Source organism: Pseudomonas sp. YNh (genome assembly GCF_037993085.1).
GTDB classification, from domain to species: Bacteria; Pseudomonadota; Gammaproteobacteria; order Pseudomonadales; family Pseudomonadaceae; genus Aquipseudomonas; species Aquipseudomonas putida.
The window spans coordinates 259194-279459 of the sequence record NZ_JBBMRJ010000001.1 but is presented as its reverse complement, the minus strand read 5'-3'; the positions used below and the strand labels follow the sequence as shown (position 1 = coordinate 279459).

Sequence of the window (20266 nt, the reverse complement as noted above, 5' to 3'; positions counted from 1 at the left end):
TCTACTGACAATACCGGCCTCTTCGCGGGCACGCCCGCTCCCACAGGTATTGCACAGCCCTTGGGTATCGGGTCTGCCGCTATCAAGCTCCCACAGGTATTGCACAAGTCTGCAAAGCAGCGAGGTACCTGTGGGAGCGGGCGTGCCCGCGAAAGGGCCGGTACAGGATCAGTCTATAGGCTCAGGCCAACGATTTCTGTCGCAAGACTGCTGTCAGTTGTCGCCAGGCTCTCGCCGCAGAGCCATTGGCGTACACCCGAACGCCCGCAACATCGCCGCTGAAAACGCACTCTGCGAGCCATACCCCACCTGCGCCGCAATTTCCCCCATCGGCAACAAGGTATGCACCACCAGCCGCCGCGCCTTCAGCAACCGCCGCTGGCGGATGTAGTCCATCGGCGTCATCCCGCATTCCGCGATAAAACGCGCGTGCAGCCGGGCACTGGACAGCCCGGCCAGCCGCGCCAGGTCGGCCACCTGCAGTGGGTAGGCAGCATGTTGCTCGATGTGCGCATCGAACGCGGCATAAGGCAAGCGCTGGCTGGGGCGCACGTTGGCTGCCGCCGTTGGGTTCAGGCTTGCCAACAACAGCGCTGCGCCTTGCCGGGCAATCAGCGGGTCGTCCATGGGGCTGGCCGCCAGCCAGTCGACCAACTGCTGCTGACGGTTGTCCAGGCCCAGCGCGGCGGGGCGGTCGAGCAGGCGGCAGCTGGCATCGGCATGCTCGCCCAACTGCTCGTGCAGCCACTGCTCCCCCGGCACATCTAGCACCAGGCAGTGGCTGCCGGCATCGCTGGCGCAGGTGTGATGCGCGCCCGCCGGTACCACCACCAGCCCCTGCCGGTCGATCCCGGCGCCTTGCCCCTGCACCTCGAACTCCAGGCGGCCGCGCAGGCCAAACACCAGTTGCGGGTGTTCGTGGCTGTGGGCGATCAGGCTGTCGCGATAGTGGCGCAGCGAGAGGATCGGGCCGGCGGTCATGGGGGCTTCCTCGCAGGGCAGAGGCGCATTGTGCCTCATTCCCTGCAGGCCATCACTCGTAACCGTTTTGCCACGGCGCTGTCATGCGCGCCTGCCAGTCTCCAGCAAACTGCGCCGGAGCCTGTCCATGACCCATGCCGAACTCTCCCGTCCCTCGCGCAAGCAACGCGTGCGTACCTTGTGGATCTCCGATGTGCATCTGGGGACCCGCGACTGCCAGGCCGAACACCTGTCGCAGTTCCTGAAGGGTTACCAGGCCGACCGCGTGTACCTGGTAGGTGACATCATCGATGGCTGGAAACTGCGCGGCGGCATCTACTGGCCGCAAGCCCACACCAACGTGATCCGCCGCCTGCTGACCATGAGCAAGCGCGGTACCGAGGTGGTCTACGTCACCGGCAACCATGACGAATTCCTGCGCCGATACTCCAGGCTGATCCTGGGCAACATCCAGCTGGTGGATGAAGCCGAGCACCTGACCGCCGATGGGCGACGCCTGTTGGTGATCCATGGCGACCAGTTCGATGTGATTACCCGTTACCACCGCTGGCTGGCGTTTCTCGGTGACCGTGCCTACGAGTTCACCCTGGTGCTCAACCGCTGGCTCAACCACTGGCGTGCGCGGTATGGCTATGGTTACTGGTCGCTGTCGGCGTACCTGAAGCACAAGGTCAAGGGCGCGGTGAACTTCATCAGCGACTTCGAGGATGCCATTGCCCACGAGTGCACCCGGCGTGGCTTTCATGGGGTGGTGTGCGGGCATATCCACCATGCCGAGATCCGCAAGGTGGGGGAGGTGGAGTACCTCAATTGCGGGGACTGGGTGGAGTCGTGCACGGCGCTGATCGAGCACTGGGATGGCAGCATCGAGCTGTACCGGCTGGCCGATGCCCAGGCACGGGAAGCGCAGGCGGTGGCGGCGTTGCGCGAGCCGGCGTAGGGCTTGAGGGCCGTGGGGCTGCTGAATCTACAGGCTGATCTTGCCCAGCAGGATATCCCTGAACATCACGAAATCCCCGGCCAGGCTGTACAGCGGGTAGGTGAAGGTCGCCGGCCGGTTCTTTTCAAAAAAGAAATGCCCGACCCAGGCAAAGCCGTAGCCAAACAGGGGCACGGCCAGCAGCAGCAACCATTTGCCACTGCCGATGGTGTAGGCCAGCAGGGCAATCACCAGGCTGGTGCCGACAAAGTGCAGCCGGCGGCAGGTGGGATTACTGTGCTCCCCCAGGTAGTAGGGGTAGAACTCGGCAAAACTGCGATACTGCGCTGTGCGGTTCATGGCAGTGCTCCGGGATTAATACTTCTGGACAAGATGCACGGCGTGGAGCCTGATTCGAGTCTAGAGTGACTGACGGGGCCTATCAGTGACAATAGGCGCCAAATGAGTATCCTTGGGGTTCACCGCAGGAGCGGTCGGTAAAAAGAAGCCTGTCATGAGCGAAAGAACCACGTCAGCCAGTTGGGCATCAGGGATTGTGAAGGCACTCGAACTGGAAGGACTGGACTGCCCGTCCATGTTCAAGCAGCTGGGGCTGGACTTCGCTGCCCTTGACGACCCCGATGCACGTTTCCCCCAGGACTCCATGACCCGGCTCTGGCAGTTGGCGGTGGAGTTGTCGGGCAATGAAGCCATCGGCCTGAACATGGCGCGGGTGGTACGCCCTGCGTCGTTCCATGTGGTGGGCTATGCATTGATGTCCAGCCGCACCTTGGCCGAAGGTTTCCAGCGCCTGGTGCGTTACCAGCGCATCATCGCCGAAAGCTCAGACCTCAGCTTTGTCCTTGGCGCCGAAGGCTACTCGCTGATCCTGACGGTGCATGGTGACCACTTGCCGCCGACCCGGCACAGTGCCGAAGCATCGCTGGCCTGTGCGCTGGCGTTGTGCAAATGGCTCAGCGGTCGGCCGGTGCAGCCGCGCCGCGTATTGGTGCAGGGGCCGCAGCCAAAGAATGTCGAGCCCTACAAGGTGGCGTTCCATTCACCCCTGGTGTTCGGTGCGCCGCACGATGCGCTGGTATTCGAGCGGGCCGACATGGAGGCGCCGCTGCCGACTGCCAACGAGGCCATGGCGGTGTTGCACGACCGTTTTGCCGGGGAGTACCTGGCACGCTTTTCCGAAAGCCGGGTTACCCACCGCGTGCGCCAGGTGTTGTGCCGCATCCTGCCGCAGGGCGAGCCCAAGCGCGAAACCCTGGCTCAGGCCCTGCACCTGTCGCAGCGCACCTTGCAGCGGCGGCTGCAGGAGGAGGGCACCAGTTTCCAGACGTTGCTCGATGACACCCGTCGCGAGCTGGCCGAACAATACCTGGCCCAGCCGGGCATGACACTGCTGGAAACCGCCTACCTGCTGGGTTTTGCCGATCCCAGCAACTTCTACCGGGCGTTCCGCCGCTGGTTCGATGTTACCCCCAGCGAGTATCGCGCCCGCCTGGGCGCGGATCCCGAAGTGGTCAGTGACGCCAGAACGCCGGCATACACAGCACCAGCACCGTAATGATTTCCAGGCGGCCAAGCAGCATGCCGGCCGCCAGGATCCACTTGGCTGCGTCAGGCAGCGTGGCATAGTTGCCCGACGGGCCGATCACTTCACCCAGGCCCGGGCCGACACCCGACACCGTGCCGGCTGCACCGGTCAATGCGGTCATCCAGTCCACGCCCAGTAACGACAGCAGCAGGGCCATGACGCAGATGGTGATGGCGAAGAAGAACGAGAACGTCAGAATCGAACGCACGATGTCTTCGTCGAGCCGGTGGCCATTGTATTTCTGCTTGATCACCGCGCGTGGGTGGATCAGTTGGTTGAGGCTGGCCTTGAGCAGGATGTAGGCCACCTGGAAGCGGAAAATCTTGATACCGCCTGCCGTCGAGCCGGAGCAGCCTCCGACGAAGCCCAGGTAGAAGAACAGCATCAGCGAGAAGTTGCCCCACAGGCTGTAGTCGCCCAGGGCGAAGCCTGTGGTGGTGACCACCGAGGTCACGTTCAACGCCACGTGGCGCAGGGCGTCGAGCCAGTGCAGGTTGGTGCTGTACCAGTACCAGGTGCCCAGCACCAGCCAGGTAACGAGCAGCATGCCCAGCAAACCCTGCACCTGCTGGTCACGGATCAGTGCCTTGCGGTTGCCGCGCAGGGTGGCTACATAAAGGGTGAACGGCAGGCTGCCCATGATCATGACCACCACCGCGACCCAGTGCACGGCCGGTATATCCCATTTTGCCAGTGACTGGTCGGAGGTGGAGAAGCCACCGGTGGAGATGGCCGACATGGCGTGGTTGATTGCATCGAACGGGCTCATGCCCGCCCACCAGAAGGCCAGCGAGCCGAGGATCGAGAAGCCGACGTACACCCCGACGATCGACTTGGCGACCATGTGCGAGCGCGGCATTACCTTTTCCGAGCGGTCGGACGATTCGGTCTGGAACAGGCGCATGCCACCGATGCGCAGCAATGGCAGGATCGCTACCGCCATGGCGATGAAGCCGATGCCGCCCAGCCAGTGCAGCATCGAGCGCCACATGAGGATACCCGGGGACATGGTATCGAGCCCGCTGAGCACGGTAGCGCCGGTAGCGGTAATGCCCGACATGCTCTCGAAGAAGGCATCGGTGTAGCTGATGTGCTGGGTCAGCAGGAACGGCAAGGCGGCAAACACGCACACCACCAGCCAGCTGCTGACCGTTAGCAGGTACATGTCACGCGGGCGCAGGTGCACATGCTCAGGGCGGCCCGGTACCACCAGGGCCAGGCCGGCGATGAAGGTGATCAGGCTCGACCAGAGGAAGGACGGCATGTCACCGGTGCGCTCGAAGATCACCAGGGTTGCCATGGGCACGGCCATGCCGACGGCGAGGGTAATCAGGAAGATGCCGATGATGAAACCAATGATCCTTAAGGTCGGCAACGCCATGTGATCTGCTCTGACTTGAAACGGAAGGGCGCCATTCTACCTATGGGTCTGGTGATGTAAACGCTAGAATGGCCGCACATTCAACTGCCAGGAGGGTAGCCGATGGAGGCTCTCGACGCATTGCTCAACCGTGTTTCCGTGCCACGCCTGACCGAACCGGCACCCAATGCCGCCCAGCGCGAGGCGCTGTTCCAGGCTGCCTTGCGCGCCCCGGATCATGGTCAGCTGCGGCCATGGCGTTTCCTCACCATCGAAGGCCAGGGCCGTGAAAAGCTGGGCGAGCTGTTCGCTGAGGCCGTGCAGAACAAGGGAGATGCCAGCCAGGCAGCGCTGGACAAGGCCCGTGCGATGCCACTGCGGGCGCCGTTGCTGGTCGTGGTAATTGCCAAGCTGCAGGACCACTTCAAGGTGCCCAAGTCCGAGCAGCGCCTGGCCGCGGGCTGTGCAGCCCACGGCATTCTGATTGCCGCGCATGCGCAAGGCGTCGGGGCGGTGTGGCGCACCGGGGACATGGCGTTTGATGCTCATGTACACAAGGGCCTGGGGCTGGCCGAGAACGAAGAGTTGATCGGCTACCTGTATGTCGGCACGCCGCTGACCGAGCCGCGTACGGCGCCGGTGCTGGACACTGCCGAGTTCGTCAGCGCCTGGGGCGAATAATCCGTTTCCAGGCTGATTGATCCATTGAGGCTTCCGGCCTCTTCGCGGGTGAACCCGCTCCCACAGGTACGGCGCAAGTTTCAAGGCTTGCACAGTCCCTGTGGGAACGGGTTCACCCGCAGATCACATCAACTGCCAGTAGCTTCAGCCAAGGGCAACTCCAGCCTGGCCACAAAGCCCCCCTGTGGATGGTTGTCCAGCACCAGACTCCCGCCATGGCGCTCTGCCGCCTTGCGCGCGATCGCCAGCCCCAGGCCATGCCCCGGCGCGTCCTGCCCCGGTGCGCGGAAGAACGGTTCGCCCAGCTGCTGCAGGTGTTCGGCTGCCGCCCCGGGCCCATGGTCACGCACGCTGATCACGATACGGTCCTGCTCACGCACGGCGCTCACTTCCACCGGCTGACCCGGCGGGTTGAAGCGCAGGGCATTGCGCAGCAGGTTGTCCACGGCGCGTTCGATCAGCGTTGGCCAACCTTGCAGGGTCAACCCCGGCTGCGCCTCCAGGCGCACGTCCTGGTCTGGTGCGCTGAGCAGGGCGTCCTTGCGTACGCTGCCGAGCAGGGCATTGAGGTCGACCGGCTCGGCATGCGCCTGCTCGGCATCGACCCGGGCCAAGGCAAGGATTTCGCTGATCAGGTCTTCCAGGCGGTCGCACTCGCGGGTCAGGCGCGGCCACAAGGTGTCGCGCTGCTCGGGCCCGGCGCGCTCGGCCAAGGCCAGCGCGATGCGCAGCCTGGCCAGCGGCGAGCGCAGCTCATGGGATACATCGCGCAGTAACTGGCGCTGGCTGCCAATGGTGCTTTGCAGGCGCGCGCCCATCTTGTTGAAGTCCTTGGCCAGCACGCCAAACTCGTCACGCCGGGCCGCCAGTTGCGCCAGGCTGTTCTGCTGGTAGGTGGTCTGGCCCAGGTCATGCACCGCGCTGCGCAGGCGGCTTAGCGGGCGGGTGATGGACAGGGTGACCAGCAGGCTGAACAGGGTCAGTACCACCAGCGCAATCCCCAGAGCACTGAGCGGCCACATCAGGCTTTCGCGGTGCCAGGCATCCAGCGCCGGATGGGGAATGCGGTAGATCAGCAGGTAGGTATCGCCGGTCTCGGGGCTGGTGTATTCCTCGGTCAGCCGGCGCCATGGCAGGCGCCGCTCGTCATTGTGCTGGCGTGCCTCGAAGGCTGCCGCACGGCGTGGGAAGGTGCCGGGCACCACGGCCTCGCCACTGTCGTCGAGCACCTGCACGTCGATCTTGTAGCGATCCTTGCGTCGTTCCAGAAAGTGCTGCGCCGAATCCAGGCCTTCCTGCTCGTAATGCTTGGCCCACTTGCTGGCCAGGGTATTCAGGCCCGGGTGGCGGCTAAGGATCCAGGCGTCCTGGTTGAGCATGTGGCCCAGCAGGATCGACAGGCCTGCGACCAGGGTAATGGCCAGCCAGAAACTGGCCAGAATGCGCCAGAACAGTGAACGCAAGTGCACCTCCTGTAAACGGTAAAAGCCCGGCCCGCGGGGAGACGGGCCGGGCATCGGGCGTACAGCTTACTGAGCCTTGGTGCCTTTTTCAGCTTTCCAGGCCTGGAACTCCTGCCACTCGGCTTTCTTTGCGGCGCGTTCCTTTTGCAGTTCGTCGAACTTCTTCTGCTGCTCAGGTTTGAGCAGATTGCGCACTGCGGTGTCGGTCTTGTCGCGGCTGGCTTGCAGCTCGTCCTTCATGGCTTTCTGGTCGGCGGCTGGCAGCTTGGCCAGGTAGCGCTCGTTGATTTCACGGCGCTGCTGCATCTGCTCGCCCATCAGCTTGCCGATCTGCTGGCGCTGGTCGCGGCTCAGGTCCAGTTGATGGAAAGGCGCATCACCGCGATGATGCGGGCCGTCGTGACGCGGGCCGCCTTCAGGCATGGCCATGGCCACGGTCGGCAGGGCGGCGGCGAACATCAGGGCGATAAGGGTCTTGCGCATGGTGTCTCTCCTTTCATAGGCCGGTGGTTACCGGATGAGCACAGTCTAGGGAGATCACCGTCAAGCGCAGTCAGCGGATGGTAAAGGCTCGGTAAAGATGGTCAGAGGCAGTAATAATAGCCACGGCTACGCAGCGCCACGATGCGTGGACGGCCATCGGCATGTGGGCCGATCTTCTTGCGCAGGTTGCTGACATGCATGTCCAGGCTGCGGTCGTACAGGGTCAGTTTGCGGCCCAGGCCGATCTGCGCCAGCTCCTGCTTGTCCAGCGGTTCGCCGGGTTGGCGCAGCAGGGCTTCAAGAATACGGCTTTCCGACAGGGTCAGGGTCATTTCACGGCCGTCGATGCTGGCCACGCCACGTGCCGGGCTGTACACCAGGTCGCCCAGTTCCACCTGGCTGGTGGTGGCGGTGGGGTGGCTGCGGCGCAGTACTGCCCGCAGGCGGGCTGTGAGCTCGCGCGGATCGCAAGGTTTGGCCAGGTAGTCGTCGGCGCCCAGTTCCAGGCCGAGAATGCGGTCCAGCGGCTCGCCCCGTGCAGAGAGCATCAGTACCGGCAGCTCGGTATGCTCGCTGCGCAATTGCTTGAGCAGCTCCAGGCCGCTGCCATCGGGCAGCATCACGTCCAGTACCACGGCCGCCGGCGCGTATTCGGCCAGGGCCTGGCGTGCGCTCTGGCCATCGTGGCAGGCACGCACGGTGAACCCTTCCTGGGTCAACCAGCTGCCGAGCAGCTCGCACAGCTCCTGGTCATCATCAATCAGTAACAGCTCGCTCATGACTCACTCAATTCAACCATTGACGGCGGCTATTCGGCCCGCCAGTGGCAAAGATACCGCAGACTGATGGCAATCGTATAACTGCGGGTACCGCGTCGCCTCCTTCGCGGGCAAGCCCGCGAAGGAGGCGACTCAGTCTCAGGTCAAGGAAGTACTTGCTTGAACGGCTTGACGACGACTTTGTCGTACACGCCTGCAGCAATGTAAGGATCGGCATCGGCCCAGGCCTGCGCCGCAGCCAGCGATTCGAATTCGGCAACGATCAGGCTACCGCTGAAACCGGCTTCGCCCGGGTCGTTGCTGTCGATGGCCGGGTGTGGGCCGGCCAGCACCACGCGGCCTTCGGCCTTGAGCTGCTGCAGGCGTTCGATGTGCGCCGGGCGGGCAGCCAGGCGCTTTTCCAGGGAGTTTGCGACGTCGCTGGCGATGATGGCGTAGAGCATGTCAATCCTTGGGTTTGGTAATGGAAGGGTCGTCGTGCAGGTGGCGCGACAGGTACACGCCTTGCGCCACCAGGAAGATCACGGTCATGCCCAGGCTGCCGAACACCTTGAAGTCGACCCAGAAGTCCTGGAAGGTGAAGGCAACGAACAGGTTGGCCGCGCCGCAGAACAGGAAGAAGCCGATCCAGGCAACGTTCAGGCGGGACCAGACGGCATCGGGCAGGGTCAGGGCATGGCCCATGATGCGCTTGATCAGCACCCGGTCACCGATGAAGTGGCTGCCGGCAAAGCCCAGGGCGAACAGCCAGTTCACCACCGGCGCTTTCCACTTGAGGAAGGTTTCACTGTGGAAGGTCAGGGTCAGGCCGCCAAATACCAGGCAGGCCACCAGGGTCAGCCACTGGCCCTTTTCCAGCTTGCGCTGGCGCAGGAACAGCGCGCCGTACACCACCAGCGAGCTGATGATCAGCATGGCCGTGGCACTGTAGATGCCGCCGAATTCGAAGCTGTGGCCGGCGACTTCCATGGGGCGCGGGTCCAGCTTGTAGACGATGAAGAACAGCAGCAGCGGGATGAAATCGATGAATTGTTTCACAATGGCAGCCAGAATCGGGATGTGACGGCATAATAACAAACATCGATTCCAGCGAAAGCGCTCCTCCATGAATGTTGATCTGCACTGTCACAGTACGGCCTCCGACGGCGCCCTGTCGCCCTCGGTACTGGTTGCCCGGGCCCATGAGCACGGGGTGCAAACGCTGGCACTGACTGACCATGACACCCTCGAAGGCCTGGCCGAAGCACGCCAGGCCTGCACTGAACGGGGGATGCATTGGGTCAGCGGGGTGGAATTGTCGTGCACCTGGGGTGGCGCGACCATCCATGTGCTGGGTTATGACTTCCCGCTGGACGCGCCGCCCTTGCTGGCAGCGATTGAATCACTGCATCGGGGGCGTTGGTTGCGCGCCGAAGAAATCGACAAGCGGCTGGCGGCCAAAGGCATGCCCGGCACGCTGGAGGGCGCCCGCGCCGTTCAGCACGAACTGGGCGACAGCGGCAACGCCCCGGCGCGCCCGCATTTTGCCGAGTATCTGGTGCGTGCCGGGCACGTCAAGGACCGTGGTGAGGCGTTTCGCAAATGGCTGGGTGCCGGCAAGCTGGGCGACGTCAAGCAGCACTGGCCGACCCTCGACGAAACTGTCGCCACCCTGCGCCAGTCCAAAGCATGGGTGAGCCTGGCCCACCCGATGCATTACGACCTGACCCGCAGCAAGCGCAGAAGGCTGATTGCCGACTATATTCAGGCAGGTGGGCAGGCACTTGAGGTGGTCAACGGGATGATGCCGGCCGAGCAGGTGGGCACGATGTCCATCCTTACGCGTGAGTTCGGCCTGCTGGCAAGCGCTGGCAGTGACTTCCACGGCCCCGGCACCTGGGGAGAGATCGGTGCCTACCGGCCTTTGCCCGAGGACCTGCCACCTCTGTGGCGTCGATTCAGCCATGAACAGCCTTTGGCGCTATGAACAGGATGACTACGTGAGCCAATTTTTCCAGATTCATCCGGAGAACCCCCAGGCGCGCCTGATAAAACAGGCCGTCGAGATCATCCGCAAGGGTGGCGTGGTGGTGTACCCGACCGACTCGGCCTACGCGCTGGGCTGCCAGATGGGTGACAAGGCGGCGATTGAGCGGGTGCGTCGCCTGCGCGGGCTGGACAAGACGCACAACTTCACCCTGATGTGCTGTGACATGTCTCAGCTGGGGTTGTACGCCAAGGTGGACACCGGCACCTTCCGTCTGCTCAAGGCGCATGTGCCGGGGCCATATACCTTCATCCTCAACGGCACCCGTGAAGTGCCGCGGCTGCTGTTGCATGACAAGCGTCGCACCATTGGCCTGCGCGTACCGGCACACGCCATCACGCTGGCCTTGCTGGCCGAGTTGGGCGAGCCGCTGATGAGCGTGAGCCTGATCCTGCCGGGCGACAGCGAGCCGATGACCGACCCTCACGAAATCCGTGAGCGGCTGGAGCACCACGTCGACCTGGTGATCGACGGCGGTTTCGGCGACCTCAAGGCGTCGACCATCATCGACTTGTCCGGCGATGAGCCGGAACTGATCCGCGAGGGCTGCGGCGACCCCACGCCGTTTCTGGTCAGCGCGTGAGCCAGGTGGAAACGCCCGAGGCACCGGCTGAGCAGGCCGAGTCGCCTCGGCAGCTGCAACTGGCCTTGGTCTACGGCGAAGCCCTGACCGAAATGCCGCTGGACCTGTACATCCCGCCGGATGCCCTGGAAGTCATCCTCGAAGCCTTCGAAGGGCCGCTGGACCTGCTGCTGTACCTGATCCGCAAGCAGAACATCGACATCCTCGACATCCCGGTGGCGGAAATCACCCGCCAGTACATGGGCTATGTGGAGCTGATGAAGAGCGTGCGCCTGGAGCTGGCCGCCGAGTACCTGGTGATGGCCGCCATGCTGGCCGAGATCAAGTCGCGCATGCTGCTGCCCCGTTCAGCCGATGTCGAGGAGGAGGAGGGCGACCCGCGCGCCGAGCTGATCCGCCGCCTGCAGGAGTATGAGCGTTTCAAGGCCGCAGCCGAAGGCATCGACGAACTGCCACGGGTGGGCCGCGATGTCGTGGTGCCGCGCCTGGAAGCACCGCAGGCCAAGGTGCGCAAGCTGTTGCCGCAGGTCAGCCTGGAAGAGCTGCTGGTGTCCATGGCCGAGGTAATGCGCCGCAACGACCTGTTCGAAAGCCACCAGATCAGCCGTGAGACCTTGTCTACCCGCGAGCGCATGAGCCAGGTGCTGGAGCGCCTCAAGGGCGGTGCTTTCGTGCCGTTCGGCGCGCTGTTTGCCGCCGAAGAGGGCAAGCTGGGTGTGGTGGTGACCTTCATGGCGGTGCTCGAACTGGTGAAGGAATCGCTGATCGAACTGGTGCAGAATGAACCCTTCGCCGCCATCCACGTGCGGCTTCGCCCAGCGCTTGTTGAAGAACCTGATGAACCTGAATGACCCCCGCGACCTGGCGTCACTGATCGAAGCTTTTTTGCTGGCTTCGGGCAAGCCGCAATCCCTGGAGCGCCTGTACGAGCTGCTCGAAGAGGGCGAGCGCCCCGAGCCCCACGTGTTCAAGCAGGCCCTTGAGGTGCTTGGCAAGTCGTGCAGCGGCCGTGCCTTCGAACTCAAGGAAGTGGCCAGCGGCTACCGCCTGCAAATCCGCGAAGACTTTGCGCCCTGGGTTGGGCGCCTGTGGGAAGAGCGCCCGCAGCGTTATTCGCGCGCGCTGCTCGAAACCCTGGCCCTGATCGCCTACCGCCAGCCCATCACCCGTGGCGAGATTGAAGACGTACGGGGCGTTGCGGTGAACAGCAACATCATCAGGACCCTGGTCGAGCGCGAGTGGATTCGTGTGGTTGGCTACCGCGAAGTGCCCGGGCGGCCAGCGATGTTTGCCACCACCAAAGGGTTTCTCGACCATTTCAACCTCAAGAGCCTGGATGAGCTGCCGGCCCTGGCCGAGTTGCGCGAAATGGAGCCGGAGCCGCTGCTCGACCCGGATGACGCGCCCGTGCCGGCGCACCTGCAGGCCTTGGCGGATGCCAGCCTTGGGGACGAAGAGGTTGCTGAGCCAAAGGACGAAACCAGCTTCCGTAGCTTGCTGGTGGAACTGGATGCCATGGAGGAGGGGCTGAAGATTGATTTTGATGATTTGCGCGAAGACGAGCCCGAGGCTTCCGTGGAAGAAGAAGGCAAGTTACAGCCCTGATGCTTCTTTTGGCAGTGCTGGCCCTATCGCCGGCAAGCCAGCTCCCACAGAGGCTTCGCAGGTCTTGAATGTGGTGGAGTACTTGTGGGAGCTGGCTTGCCGGCGATAGGGCCAGTGAGATCAACACAAGACCACTAGGCTGAAACCGCTCCCAATACTTGCAAAACCCTCTAACCTCCAGTGCGTTCCATTGCCGAACCGCGTATGATGCGCGGCCTTTTGGTGCGTTCGTCGCCAAGAACCTGTTTTCATTCCTACACCGGGAGGTGCCCAGATGAGTGAGCAAGACCTGCAAGATACCGAAATCACCCCGCCATCCGGCGAAAAGCTGCAGAAAGTGCTGGCGCGCATTGGCGTGGGCTCGCGCCGTGACGTCGAGGCCTGGATCAGCCAGGGCCGCATCAAGGTCAACGGCGTCGCAGCCACCCTTGGCCAGCGCGTCGACCTGCACGACGCCATTGCCGTAGACGGCAAGCTGATCAAGCGCGAGGAGGCCGCCGAGGCCACTCGCCGGGTGATCATGTACAACAAGCCCGATGGCGAAATCTGCACCCGTGACGACCCGGAAGGCCGTCCGACCGTGTTCGATCGCCTGCCACGGCCAAAAGAAGGCCGCTGGATCAACATCGGCCGCCTCGACATCAACACCACCGGATTGCTGCTGTTCACCACCGACGGTGAGCTGGCCAACCGCCTGATGCACCCGTCCTACGAGATGGACCGTGAGTACGCGGTACGTGTGCGTGGTGAAGTCGACGACGAGATGATCGAGCGCCTGAAAGCCGGCGTAATGCTGGAAGACGGCCCGGCCAAGTTCACCGACATCCAGAAGGCACCAGGAGGCGAAGGCTTCAACCACTGGTACCACTGCGTGGTGATGGAAGGCCGTAACCGTGAAGTACGTCGCCTGTGGGAATCGCAGGGCATGGTGGTCAGCCGCCTGAAGCGCGTGCGTTTCGGCCCGGTGTTCCTCAACTCCGACCTGCCGATGGGCCGCTGGCGTGAAATGACCCAGGGCGAAATCGACATCCTGGCTGCCGAAGTGGGCCTGCAGCCAGTGGCGCTGCCTGCCATGAAGCTCAAGGCCAAGGACAAGATGGAGCGCCTGCAGCGCAAGTCGACCCGCCCGCTGGGCCGTGGCGAGCGCGTGCGCAACCTGCGCCCGGCTCACGAAGGTGCCGCCACTGGCGAGCGCCCGGCGCGTCAGCCGCGTGAAGAGGCTCCGCGTAAACCTAACCGTGGCAGCACGGTGGCCGAGCGCCCAAGCGATATGCGCAAGCGCCCGGGCAAGTCTGAGGGTGACAAGCCGGCAGGCCGTGGTCGCGGCAAGCCGCGTGGCTGATAAGCCAGTGTGGTAATCAAGAAACCAGCCTTCGGGCTGGTTTTTTTATGCCTGTGGGAATTGGGGGGGGCAATGCGGCCCCAAGATATTGAACAAAAAGAATTTTTCTGACGACTGGCAAGTTTCTGAACCGACGTGTAAAGAAATTTATACGAATGTAGCCGTTTTCAGTCCGCATTTCAGATCAAGCCCTATCGTGTAAACAAACCTTGCCGGCGTCCAGGTGCCAAAGCCGCTGTCCTGGGCCCTCCCACCCTTGCCCAAACCCCCGTCCCCACGGTGTTATAGCCGCCATTGCCGTGTGCAAGAGCCCGCCCACAGAGCCGGGCTGACAAAACAACAAATGGAGGCGCCATGTACGCCGATCACTCCGCCTTTCAAGGCCCATACCACAGGATCGCTGCGTTTTTTCCGGATGGAAGGACGCAACGCGTTGACGCCTGCGCGTTTGCAGGGGTATACAGTGCGCCGCGTTTTACCTGTGACCCTCTTGCGTACCGCGCACTCTTGATCACGCCTGGTTGACCCGCTCCGGCGGCACCTGAGGTCAAGAAACCCAAGGTAACCACCTTGCCCATTCCGCTGCGCCACGAGCGCGGTGGGTCCGATTCCGTCACAGATAAAAACAATGCAGGTGACTTCGTTCATGAGTGGACAAAACATGCATTCAGGCGAGCTAAAGCGGGGCCTGAAGAACCGCCACATCCAGTTGATCGCCCTTGGTGGTGCGATTGGTACCGGCCTGTTCCTCGGCTCGGCAGGCGTGATGAAATCCGCCGGCCCGTCAATGATCCTTGGCTACGCCATTTGCGGCTTCATCGCCTTCATGATCATGCGCCAGCTTGGCGAAATGATTGTCGAAGAGCCGGTGGCCGGCTCGTTCAGCCACTTTGCCCACACTTACTGGGGTGGTTTCGCCGGCTTCCTGTCGGGCTGGAACTGCTGGGTGCTGTACATCCTGGTGGGCATGTCGGAGCTTTCGGCGGTCGGCAAGTATGTTCACTACTGGTGGCCGGAGATCCCTACCTGGGTCACGGCGGCGGCGTTCTTCGTGCTGATCAACGCCATCAACCTGATGAACGTGAAGTTCTTCGGTGAAGCCGAATTCTGGTTTGCCATCATCAAGGTCGTGGCAATCGTCAGCATGATCGGCCTGGGTGCCTACCTGCTCACCAGCGGCAGCGGTGGCCCGGACGCCACCATCGCCAACCTGTGGTCCCATGGCGGCTTCTTCCCGAACGGTGTCAGCGGGCTGGTCATGGCCCTGGCGTTCATCATGTTCTCCTTCGGTGGCCTGGAAATGCTTGGCTTCACCGCTGCCGAGGCCGACAAGCCCAAGACCGTGATCCCGAAGGCGATCAACCAGGTCATCTACCGCATCCTGATCTTCTATGTCGGTGCCTTGGTGGTGCTGCTGTCGCTGACCCCGTGGGACAACCTGGTCGCCAGCATCGATGCCTCGGGTGGCAGCTACGGCAGCAGCCCGTTCGTGCAGGTGTTCTCGCTGCTGGGCAGTGACGTGGCCGCCCACCTGCTGAACTTCGTGGTGTTGACCGCCGCGCTGTCGGTGTACAACAGCGGCACCTACTGCAACGCCCGCATGCTGCTGGGCATGGCCGAGCAGGGCGATGCCCCGGCATCGCTGGCCAAGGTCGACAAGCGTGGCGTGCCAGTGCGTGCGATCCTGGTGTCGGCTGCCGTTACCTTTGTCGCCGTGCTGCTCAACTACCTGATGCCGCAGAACGCCCTGGAGCTGCTGATGTCGTTGGTAGTGGCTACCCTGGTGATCAACTGGGCGATGATCAGCTACTCGCACCTGAAGTTCCGTCAGCACCTGGACCGTACTGGCCAGAAGCCGCTGTTCAAGGCGCTGTGGTATCCCTATGGCAACTACGTGGTAATGGCCTTCGTGGTGCTGATTCTGGGCATCATGCTGATGATCCCGGGCATCCAGGTTTCGGTGTATGCGATCCCGGTGTGGCTGTTTGCGATGTTCGTTGTCTACATGGTCAAGCCGCGCCGCAGGATGAATGCCGGTGGGGTTGCGGGTACCGCAGCCAAGTAACTCGGCAATGTAGTCTGCAGAAACCCCAAATCAGGCGACTGACTTGGGGTTTTTTGTTGTCTGCCCGGGCCGTTTCGCGGGCATGCCCGCTCCCACAGGATCACCACAGGCTTCAGGAGCAACGCTGTACCTGTGGGAGCGGGCGTGCCCGCGAAGAGGCCGGGACTGGCAATGAAGGCGATCAGATCTGCTCCAGCAACCAGCCCCTGAATGCCCGTAACGACGGCAAGGCCTCATTCCGGGGCGGATAGATCAGGTAGTAACTACGCTGGCTGGCAAATGCCACCCCAGGGCTGTACAGCTCTGCCTTGGCCAACTCCTCCTCTACCAGAATGCGCGGCACAAGACCGATACCAATCCCGGCCCGTACGGCCTGAATCAGGTGCGACGTCAGCTCAAAGCTCGGCCCCAGGCGCATCGACCGGTGCGGCAGGCCATGGTGCGAAAACCACTCGCCCCACGCATGGGGGTTGTTGGCCACATTCAGCAGCACCTCTTCACTGATCCTTGCCGGGCTCCAGCCCTGGCTATCTGCGCCGGCCTCCGGCGGCAGGATCACCACCAGTTCCTCGGCATGCAGGCGATGGCAGATCAGCCCCGGGAGATCATGGCTGGCCACACCGATGGCGGCATCGATTTCGCTGGTGTCGAAGTTGATGGCTTCGATGCGCGAATGAATGTGCACCAGCATGCCCGGGTGGGCGCTGTAGAACGCATGCAGCCTCGGCAGTAGCCATTTCGAGCCGAAGGTGGGCAGGGTGGCCAGGCGCAAGGTGCCCACCCCCGACTGGTAGGCCAGTGCCTGCAGGGTGGCGCTGCGGATGCGCCCCAATGCCTCGCTGAGCTCGCGCTGGTACAGCCGGCCGACATCGGTCAGCTGCACCTGGCGGCCTTCGCGGCGAAACAGGGTCAGGCCCAGTTGTTGTTCCAGCGCCTGCACCTGGCGGCTGACCGCGCTCTGGGTCAGTGACAGTTCGGCAGCGGCGCGGGTGTAACTTTCATGCCGGGCGGCGGCCTCGAATGCCAGCAGCAGCGACATGGACGGTGTCAGGTGGCGGTAATTCATTCATAAAAGTCATTGATAGCGGCAGGATTATCCGTTTGCCCCTGAGGCGAAACTACAGGAACATTGGCCTATACGTCACCCTGGCATTGCAACACCTATGCCGGAGCGACAGGAATCCCGTGAATTAGCCAATATCAAGAGGCCATCCTTCGATGATCGCCCAGCTGCCGACCGTTGCACCGAGCGCCAACTACCCCGAATTCCTCGAAGCCCTGCGCAGCAGCGGCTTCCGTGGCCAGATCAGTGCCGACTACGGCACCCGTACCGTGCTGGCCACCGATAACTCGATCTACCAGCGCTTGCCTCAGGCGGCGGTGTTCCCGCTGGACGCCGACGACGTGGCGCGGGTTGCCACGCTGATGGGTGACCCGCGCTTCCAGGACGTCAAGCTGACCCCGCGCGGTGGTGGTACCGGCACCAACGGCCAGTCGTTGACCGACGGCATTGTCGTCGACCTGTCGCGGCACATGAACAAGATCCTCGAAATCAACGTCGAGGAGCGCTGGGTGCGGGTGCAGGCCGGTACGGTCAAGGACCAGCTCAATGCGGCGCTCAAGCCGCACGGCCTGTTCTTCGCCCCCGAACTGTCCACCTCCAACCGCGCCACGGTCGGCGGCATGATCAACACCGACGCCAGCGGCCAAGGCAGCTGCACCTATGGCAAGACCCGCGACCACGTACTGGAGCTGCACAGCGTGCTGCTCGGTGGCGAGCGCCTGCACAGCCTGCCGATCGACGATGCCGCACTGGAGCAGGCCTGCGCCGCGCCCGGCCGGGTCGGCGAGGTGTACCGCATGGCCCGCGAGATTCAGGAAACTCAGGCTGAACTGATCGAAACCACCTTCCCCAAACTCAACCGTTGCCTGACCGGCTACGACCTGGCGCACCTGCGCGACGAGCAGGGCCGCTTCAACCTCAACAGCGTGCTGTGTGGCGCCGAAGGCTCGCTGGGTTACGTGGTCGAAGCCAAGCTCAACGTGCTGCCGATCCCCAAGTACGCGGTGCTGGTCAACGTGCGCTACACCAGCTTCATGGATGCCCTGCGCGACGCCAACGCGTTGATGGCACACAAGCCACTGTCCATCGAGACCGTCGACTCCAGGGTGTTGATGCTGGCGATGAAAGACATCGTCTGGCACAGCGTTGCCGAATACTTCCCGGCCGACCCCGAGCGCCCCACCCTGGGCATCAACCTGGTGGAGTTCTGTGGCGACGAGCCGGCGGAGGTCAACGCCCGGGTGCAGGCTTTTGTCGAACACTTGCAGGCGGACACCAGCGTCGAGCGCCTGGGGCATACCCTGGCAGAAGGCGCCGAGGCGGTCACTCGCGTCTACGTCATGCGCAAGCGCTCGGTGGGCTTGCTGGGTAACGTCGAGGGCGAGGTGCGCCCGCAGCCGTTTGTCGAAGACACCGCGGTACCGCCGGAGCAGTTGGCCGACTACATCGCCGACTTCCGCGCGCTGCTCGATGGCTACGGCCTGACCTACGGCATGTTTGGCCACGTCGATGCCGGCGTGCTGCACGTACGCCCGGCACTGGACATGAAAGACCCGGCCCAGGCTGCGCTGGTGAAGCCGATTTCCGATGCGGTGGCGGCGCTGACCAAAAGCTACGGCGGTTTGCTGTGGGGCGAGCACGGCAAAGGCCTGCGCTCCGAATACGTGCCGGAGTACTTCGGCGAGCTGTACCCGGCGCTGCAGCGCCTGAAGGGTGCCTTTGACCCGCACAACCAGCTCAACCCGGGCAAGATCTGCACCCCGCCAGGCAGCGCCGAAGGCCTGACCCCGGTCGATGGCGTGACCCTGCGCGGCGACCTCGACCGTACCATAGACGAGCGCGTGTGGCAGGACTTCCCGAGTGCCGTGCACTGTAACGGCAACGGCGCCTGCTACAACTACGACCCCAACGACGCCATGTGCCCGTCGTGGAAGGCCACCCGCGAACGCCAGCATTCGCCCAAGGGCCGTGCTTCGCTGATGCGCGAATGGCTGCGCCTGCAGGGCGAGGCGAACATCGACGTGCTGGCCGCGGCGCGCAACAAGGTGTCGTGGCTCAAGGGCCTGCCAGCGCGCCTGCGCAACAACCGCGCACGCAGCCAGGGGCAGGAAGATTTCTCCCATGAAGTGTACGACGCCATGGCCGGATGCCTGGCGTGCAAGTCGTGCGCCGGGCAGTGCCCGATCAAGGTCAACGTGCCGGACTTCCGTTCACGCTTCCTCGAGTTGTACCACGGCCGCTACCAGCGCCCGCTGCGTGACTACCTGATTGGCTCGCTGGAATTCAGCATTCCGTACCTGGCCCACGCGCCAGGGCTTTACAACGCGGTGATGGGCTCTAAGTGGGTGACCAGGCTGCTGGCCGACAAGATCGGCATGGTCGACAGCCCGCTGATCAGCCGTTTCAACTTCCAGGCCACCCTGACCCGCTGCCGCGTTGGCGTGGCCAGTGTGCCGGCCCTGCGTGAACTGACCCCGGCCCAGCGCGAACGCAGCATCGTGCTGGTGCAGGACGCCTTTACCCGCTACTTCGAAACGCCGCTGTTGTCAGCCTTTATCGACCTGGCCCACCGCCTGGGTCATCGGGTGTTCCTGGCGCCGTACAGCGCCAACGGCAAACCGCTGCATGTGCAGGGCTTCCTCGGTGCATTCGCCAAGGCGGCGATCCGCAACGCCACCCAGCTCAAGGCCCTGGCCGACTGCGGCGTGCCGCTGGTGGGCCTGGACCCGGCGATGACCCTGGTGTATCGCCAGGAATACCAGAAAGTGCCGGGGCTGGAAGGTTGCCCGAAGGTGCTGTTGCCGCAGGAGTGGCTGATGGATGTGCTGCCCGAACAGGCGCCGACCGCGCCGGGCAACTTCCGCCTGATGGCGCATTGCACCGAGAAGACCAACGTGCCAGCCAGCACCCGGCAGTGGGAGCAGGTGTTTGAGCGTTTGGGCCTGAAGCTGGTGACCGAGGCGACGGGGTGCTGCGGCATGTCCGGTACCTACGGGCATGAGGCACGTAACCAGGAGACATCGCGGACCATCTTCGAGCAGAGCTGGGCGACCAAGCTGGACAAGCAAGGGGAGCCGTTGGCGACGGGCTACTCGTGCCGTAGCCAGGTCAAGCGCATGACCGAGCGCAAGATGCGCCATCCGCTGGAAGTGGTGTTGCAGTACGCCCAGCGTTAATCTTCAGGGCCTCGGGGCTGCTTTGCAGCCCTATCGCCGGCAAGCCAGCTCCCACAGGATCGCCACAATGTTCAGGCCTGTGGTGATCCTGTGGGAGCTGGCTTGCCGGCGATAGGGCCAGTGCAGGCACTGCA

19 protein-coding genes are annotated in these 20266 nt (G+C 63.4%); 10 read left to right on the top strand and 9 right to left on the bottom strand.

Translation table 11 applies throughout. The features are described 5' to 3' along the window. Nucleotides 1-213: 213 nt before the first annotated feature. Nucleotides 214-981: a helix-turn-helix transcriptional regulator gene (locus WF331_RS01260; protein ID WP_340622583.1), complete on the bottom strand. Its 768-nt coding sequence runs from the start codon at nt 979-981 to the stop codon at nt 214-216. A 127-nt stretch (nt 982-1108) separates the two neighbouring features. Here WF331_RS01260 and WF331_RS01255 point away from each other — a divergent pair, with 127 nt between their 5' ends. After that, nucleotides 1109-1921, top strand: a complete 813-nt coding sequence (locus WF331_RS01255) for a UDP-2,3-diacylglucosamine diphosphatase (protein ID WP_197862932.1) — start codon at nt 1109-1111, stop codon at nt 1919-1921. Between the two features lie 27 nt (nt 1922-1948). On the opposite strand, the gene WF331_RS01250 is transcribed toward WF331_RS01255, so the two are convergent. Beyond that, nucleotides 1949-2260, bottom strand: coding sequence for a DUF962 domain-containing protein (locus WF331_RS01250; RefSeq protein WP_016498465.1), 312 nt, complete (start codon nt 2258-2260; stop codon nt 1949-1951). A gap of 154 nt (nt 2261-2414) precedes the next feature. On the opposite strand from WF331_RS01250, the gene WF331_RS01245 reads away from it, so the two are divergent. Beyond that, nucleotides 2415-3476, top strand: coding sequence for an AraC family transcriptional regulator (locus WF331_RS01245; RefSeq protein WP_049275127.1), 1062 nt, complete (start codon nt 2415-2417; stop codon nt 3474-3476). Here the strand turns inward: WF331_RS01245 and WF331_RS01240 are convergent. Next, nucleotides 3433-4887 (bottom strand): TrkH family potassium uptake protein, encoded by a 1455-nt coding sequence (locus tag WF331_RS01240; protein WP_016498467.1) that lies wholly within the window; start codon nt 4885-4887, stop codon nt 3433-3435. The two genes, WF331_RS01245 and WF331_RS01240, sit on opposite strands and share 44 nt — an antisense overlap. Nucleotides 4888-4989: 102 nt before the next feature. Here WF331_RS01240 and WF331_RS01235 point away from each other — a divergent pair, with 102 nt between their 5' ends. Next, the gene (locus WF331_RS01235; RefSeq protein ID WP_340622582.1) at nt 4990-5547 is read left to right on the top strand and encodes an NAD(P)H nitroreductase; all 558 of its coding nucleotides are present in this window, start codon (nt 4990-4992) and stop codon (nt 5545-5547) included. A gap of 128 nt (nt 5548-5675) precedes the next feature. On the opposite strand, the gene WF331_RS01230 is transcribed toward WF331_RS01235, so the two are convergent. The 5 genes from WF331_RS01230 to WF331_RS01210 all read right to left on the bottom strand — a co-directional run bounded on the left by WF331_RS01230 (nt 5676) and on the right by WF331_RS01210 (nt 9310). Beyond that, complete coding sequence (locus WF331_RS01230; protein ID WP_041167640.1) at nt 5676-7016, bottom strand: sensor histidine kinase; 1341 nt, start codon at nt 7014-7016, stop codon at nt 5676-5678. 60 nt (nt 7017-7076) lie between these two features. Further along, nucleotides 7077-7493, bottom strand: coding sequence for a Spy/CpxP family protein refolding chaperone (locus tag WF331_RS01225; protein ID WP_016498470.1), 417 nt, complete (start codon nt 7491-7493; stop codon nt 7077-7079). 101 nt (nt 7494-7594) lie between these two features. Then, a complete protein-coding gene (locus tag WF331_RS01220; protein WP_016498471.1) occupies nt 7595-8272 on the bottom strand; it encodes a response regulator transcription factor in 678 nt (225 codons plus the stop codon). Between the two features lie 143 nt (nt 8273-8415). Then, entirely contained in the window at nt 8416-8715 is a 300-nt protein-coding gene (locus WF331_RS01215) for a YciI family protein (RefSeq protein ID WP_012273585.1), read from the bottom strand. 1 nt (nt 8716) lies between these two features. Then, nucleotides 8717-9310: a septation protein A gene (locus tag WF331_RS01210; protein WP_041167641.1), complete on the bottom strand. Its 594-nt coding sequence runs from the start codon at nt 9308-9310 to the stop codon at nt 8717-8719. A gap of 67 nt (nt 9311-9377) precedes the next feature. Between WF331_RS01210 and WF331_RS01205 the strand changes: the two genes are divergently transcribed. The 6 genes from WF331_RS01205 (at nt 9378) to WF331_RS01180 (ending at nt 15893) form a co-directional block, all read left to right on the top strand. After that, on the top strand, nt 9378-10238 hold the full coding sequence (locus WF331_RS01205; RefSeq protein ID WP_016498473.1) for a PHP domain-containing protein: 861 nt from the start codon (nt 9378-9380) through the stop codon (nt 10236-10238). A 13-nt stretch (nt 10239-10251) separates the two neighbouring features. Continuing rightward, nucleotides 10252-10881, top strand: a complete 630-nt coding sequence (locus WF331_RS01200; RefSeq protein ID WP_041167971.1) for an L-threonylcarbamoyladenylate synthase — start codon at nt 10252-10254, stop codon at nt 10879-10881. A 125-nt stretch (nt 10882-11006) separates the two neighbouring features. After that, on the top strand, nt 11007-11732 hold the full coding sequence (locus WF331_RS01195) for a segregation and condensation protein A (RefSeq protein WP_162801848.1): 726 nt from the start codon (nt 11007-11009) through the stop codon (nt 11730-11732). Then, entirely contained in the window at nt 11719-12486 is a 768-nt protein-coding gene (scpB, locus tag WF331_RS01190) for an SMC-Scp complex subunit ScpB (protein WP_059394752.1), read from the top strand. Before WF331_RS01195 ends, scpB begins: the two co-directional genes overlap by 14 nt. Before the next feature lie 274 nt (nt 12487-12760). Further along, the gene (gene rluB, locus WF331_RS01185) at nt 12761-13828 is read left to right on the top strand and encodes a 23S rRNA pseudouridine(2605) synthase RluB (protein WP_284359746.1); all 1068 of its coding nucleotides are present in this window, start codon (nt 12761-12763) and stop codon (nt 13826-13828) included. A 646-nt stretch (nt 13829-14474) separates the two neighbouring features. Next, nucleotides 14475-15893, top strand: coding sequence for an amino acid permease (locus tag WF331_RS01180; RefSeq protein ID WP_162465267.1), 1419 nt, complete (start codon nt 14475-14477; stop codon nt 15891-15893). A 181-nt stretch (nt 15894-16074) separates the two neighbouring features. Here WF331_RS01180 and WF331_RS01175 read toward each other — a convergent pair whose 3' ends face one another. After that, a complete protein-coding gene (locus tag WF331_RS01175) occupies nt 16075-16959 on the bottom strand; it encodes a LysR substrate-binding domain-containing protein (RefSeq protein ID WP_016498479.1) in 885 nt (294 codons plus the stop codon). A gap of 152 nt (nt 16960-17111) precedes the next feature. Between WF331_RS01175 and ydiJ the strand changes: the two genes are divergently transcribed. After that, nucleotides 17112-20132, top strand: a complete 3021-nt coding sequence (gene ydiJ, locus WF331_RS01170) for a D-2-hydroxyglutarate dehydrogenase YdiJ (RefSeq protein ID WP_016498480.1) — start codon at nt 17112-17114, stop codon at nt 20130-20132. Nucleotides 20133-20266: the final 134 nt, after the last annotated feature.

Excerpts from the sequence above, each read along its gene's own strand:
- WF331_RS01260 (WP_340622583.1), bottom strand. The coding sequence starts at position 981 with ATGACCGCCGGCCCGATCCTCTCGCTGCGCCACTATCGCGACAGCCTG.
- WF331_RS01255 (WP_197862932.1), top strand. The coding sequence starts at position 1,109 with ATGACCCATGCCGAACTCTCCCGTCCCTCGCGCAAGCAACGCGTGCGT.
- WF331_RS01250 (WP_016498465.1), bottom strand. The coding sequence starts at position 2,260 with ATGAACCGCACAGCGCAGTATCGCAGTTTTGCCGAGTTCTACCCCTAC.
- WF331_RS01245 (WP_049275127.1), top strand. The coding sequence starts at position 2,415 with ATGAGCGAAAGAACCACGTCAGCCAGTTGGGCATCAGGGATTGTGAAG.
- WF331_RS01240 (WP_016498467.1), bottom strand. The coding sequence starts at position 4,887 with ATGGCGTTGCCGACCTTAAGGATCATTGGTTTCATCATCGGCATCTTC.
- WF331_RS01235 (WP_340622582.1), top strand. The coding sequence starts at position 4,990 with ATGGAGGCTCTCGACGCATTGCTCAACCGTGTTTCCGTGCCACGCCTG.
- WF331_RS01225 (WP_016498470.1), bottom strand. The coding sequence starts at position 7,493 with ATGCGCAAGACCCTTATCGCCCTGATGTTCGCCGCCGCCCTGCCGACC.
- WF331_RS01220 (WP_016498471.1), bottom strand. The coding sequence starts at position 8,272 with ATGAGCGAGCTGTTACTGATTGATGATGACCAGGAGCTGTGCGAGCTG.
- WF331_RS01215 (WP_012273585.1), bottom strand. The coding sequence starts at position 8,715 with ATGCTCTACGCCATCATCGCCAGCGACGTCGCAAACTCCCTGGAAAAG.
- WF331_RS01205 (WP_016498473.1), top strand. The coding sequence starts at position 9,378 with ATGAATGTTGATCTGCACTGTCACAGTACGGCCTCCGACGGCGCCCTG.
- scpB (WP_059394752.1), top strand. The coding sequence starts at position 11,719 with ATGAACCTGAATGACCCCCGCGACCTGGCGTCACTGATCGAAGCTTTT.
- rluB (WP_284359746.1), top strand. The coding sequence starts at position 12,761 with ATGAGTGAGCAAGACCTGCAAGATACCGAAATCACCCCGCCATCCGGC.
- WF331_RS01180 (WP_162465267.1), top strand. The coding sequence starts at position 14,475 with ATGAGTGGACAAAACATGCATTCAGGCGAGCTAAAGCGGGGCCTGAAG.
- WF331_RS01175 (WP_016498479.1), bottom strand. The coding sequence starts at position 16,959 with ATGAATTACCGCCACCTGACACCGTCCATGTCGCTGCTGCTGGCATTC.
- ydiJ (WP_016498480.1), top strand. The coding sequence starts at position 17,112 with ATGATCGCCCAGCTGCCGACCGTTGCACCGAGCGCCAACTACCCCGAA.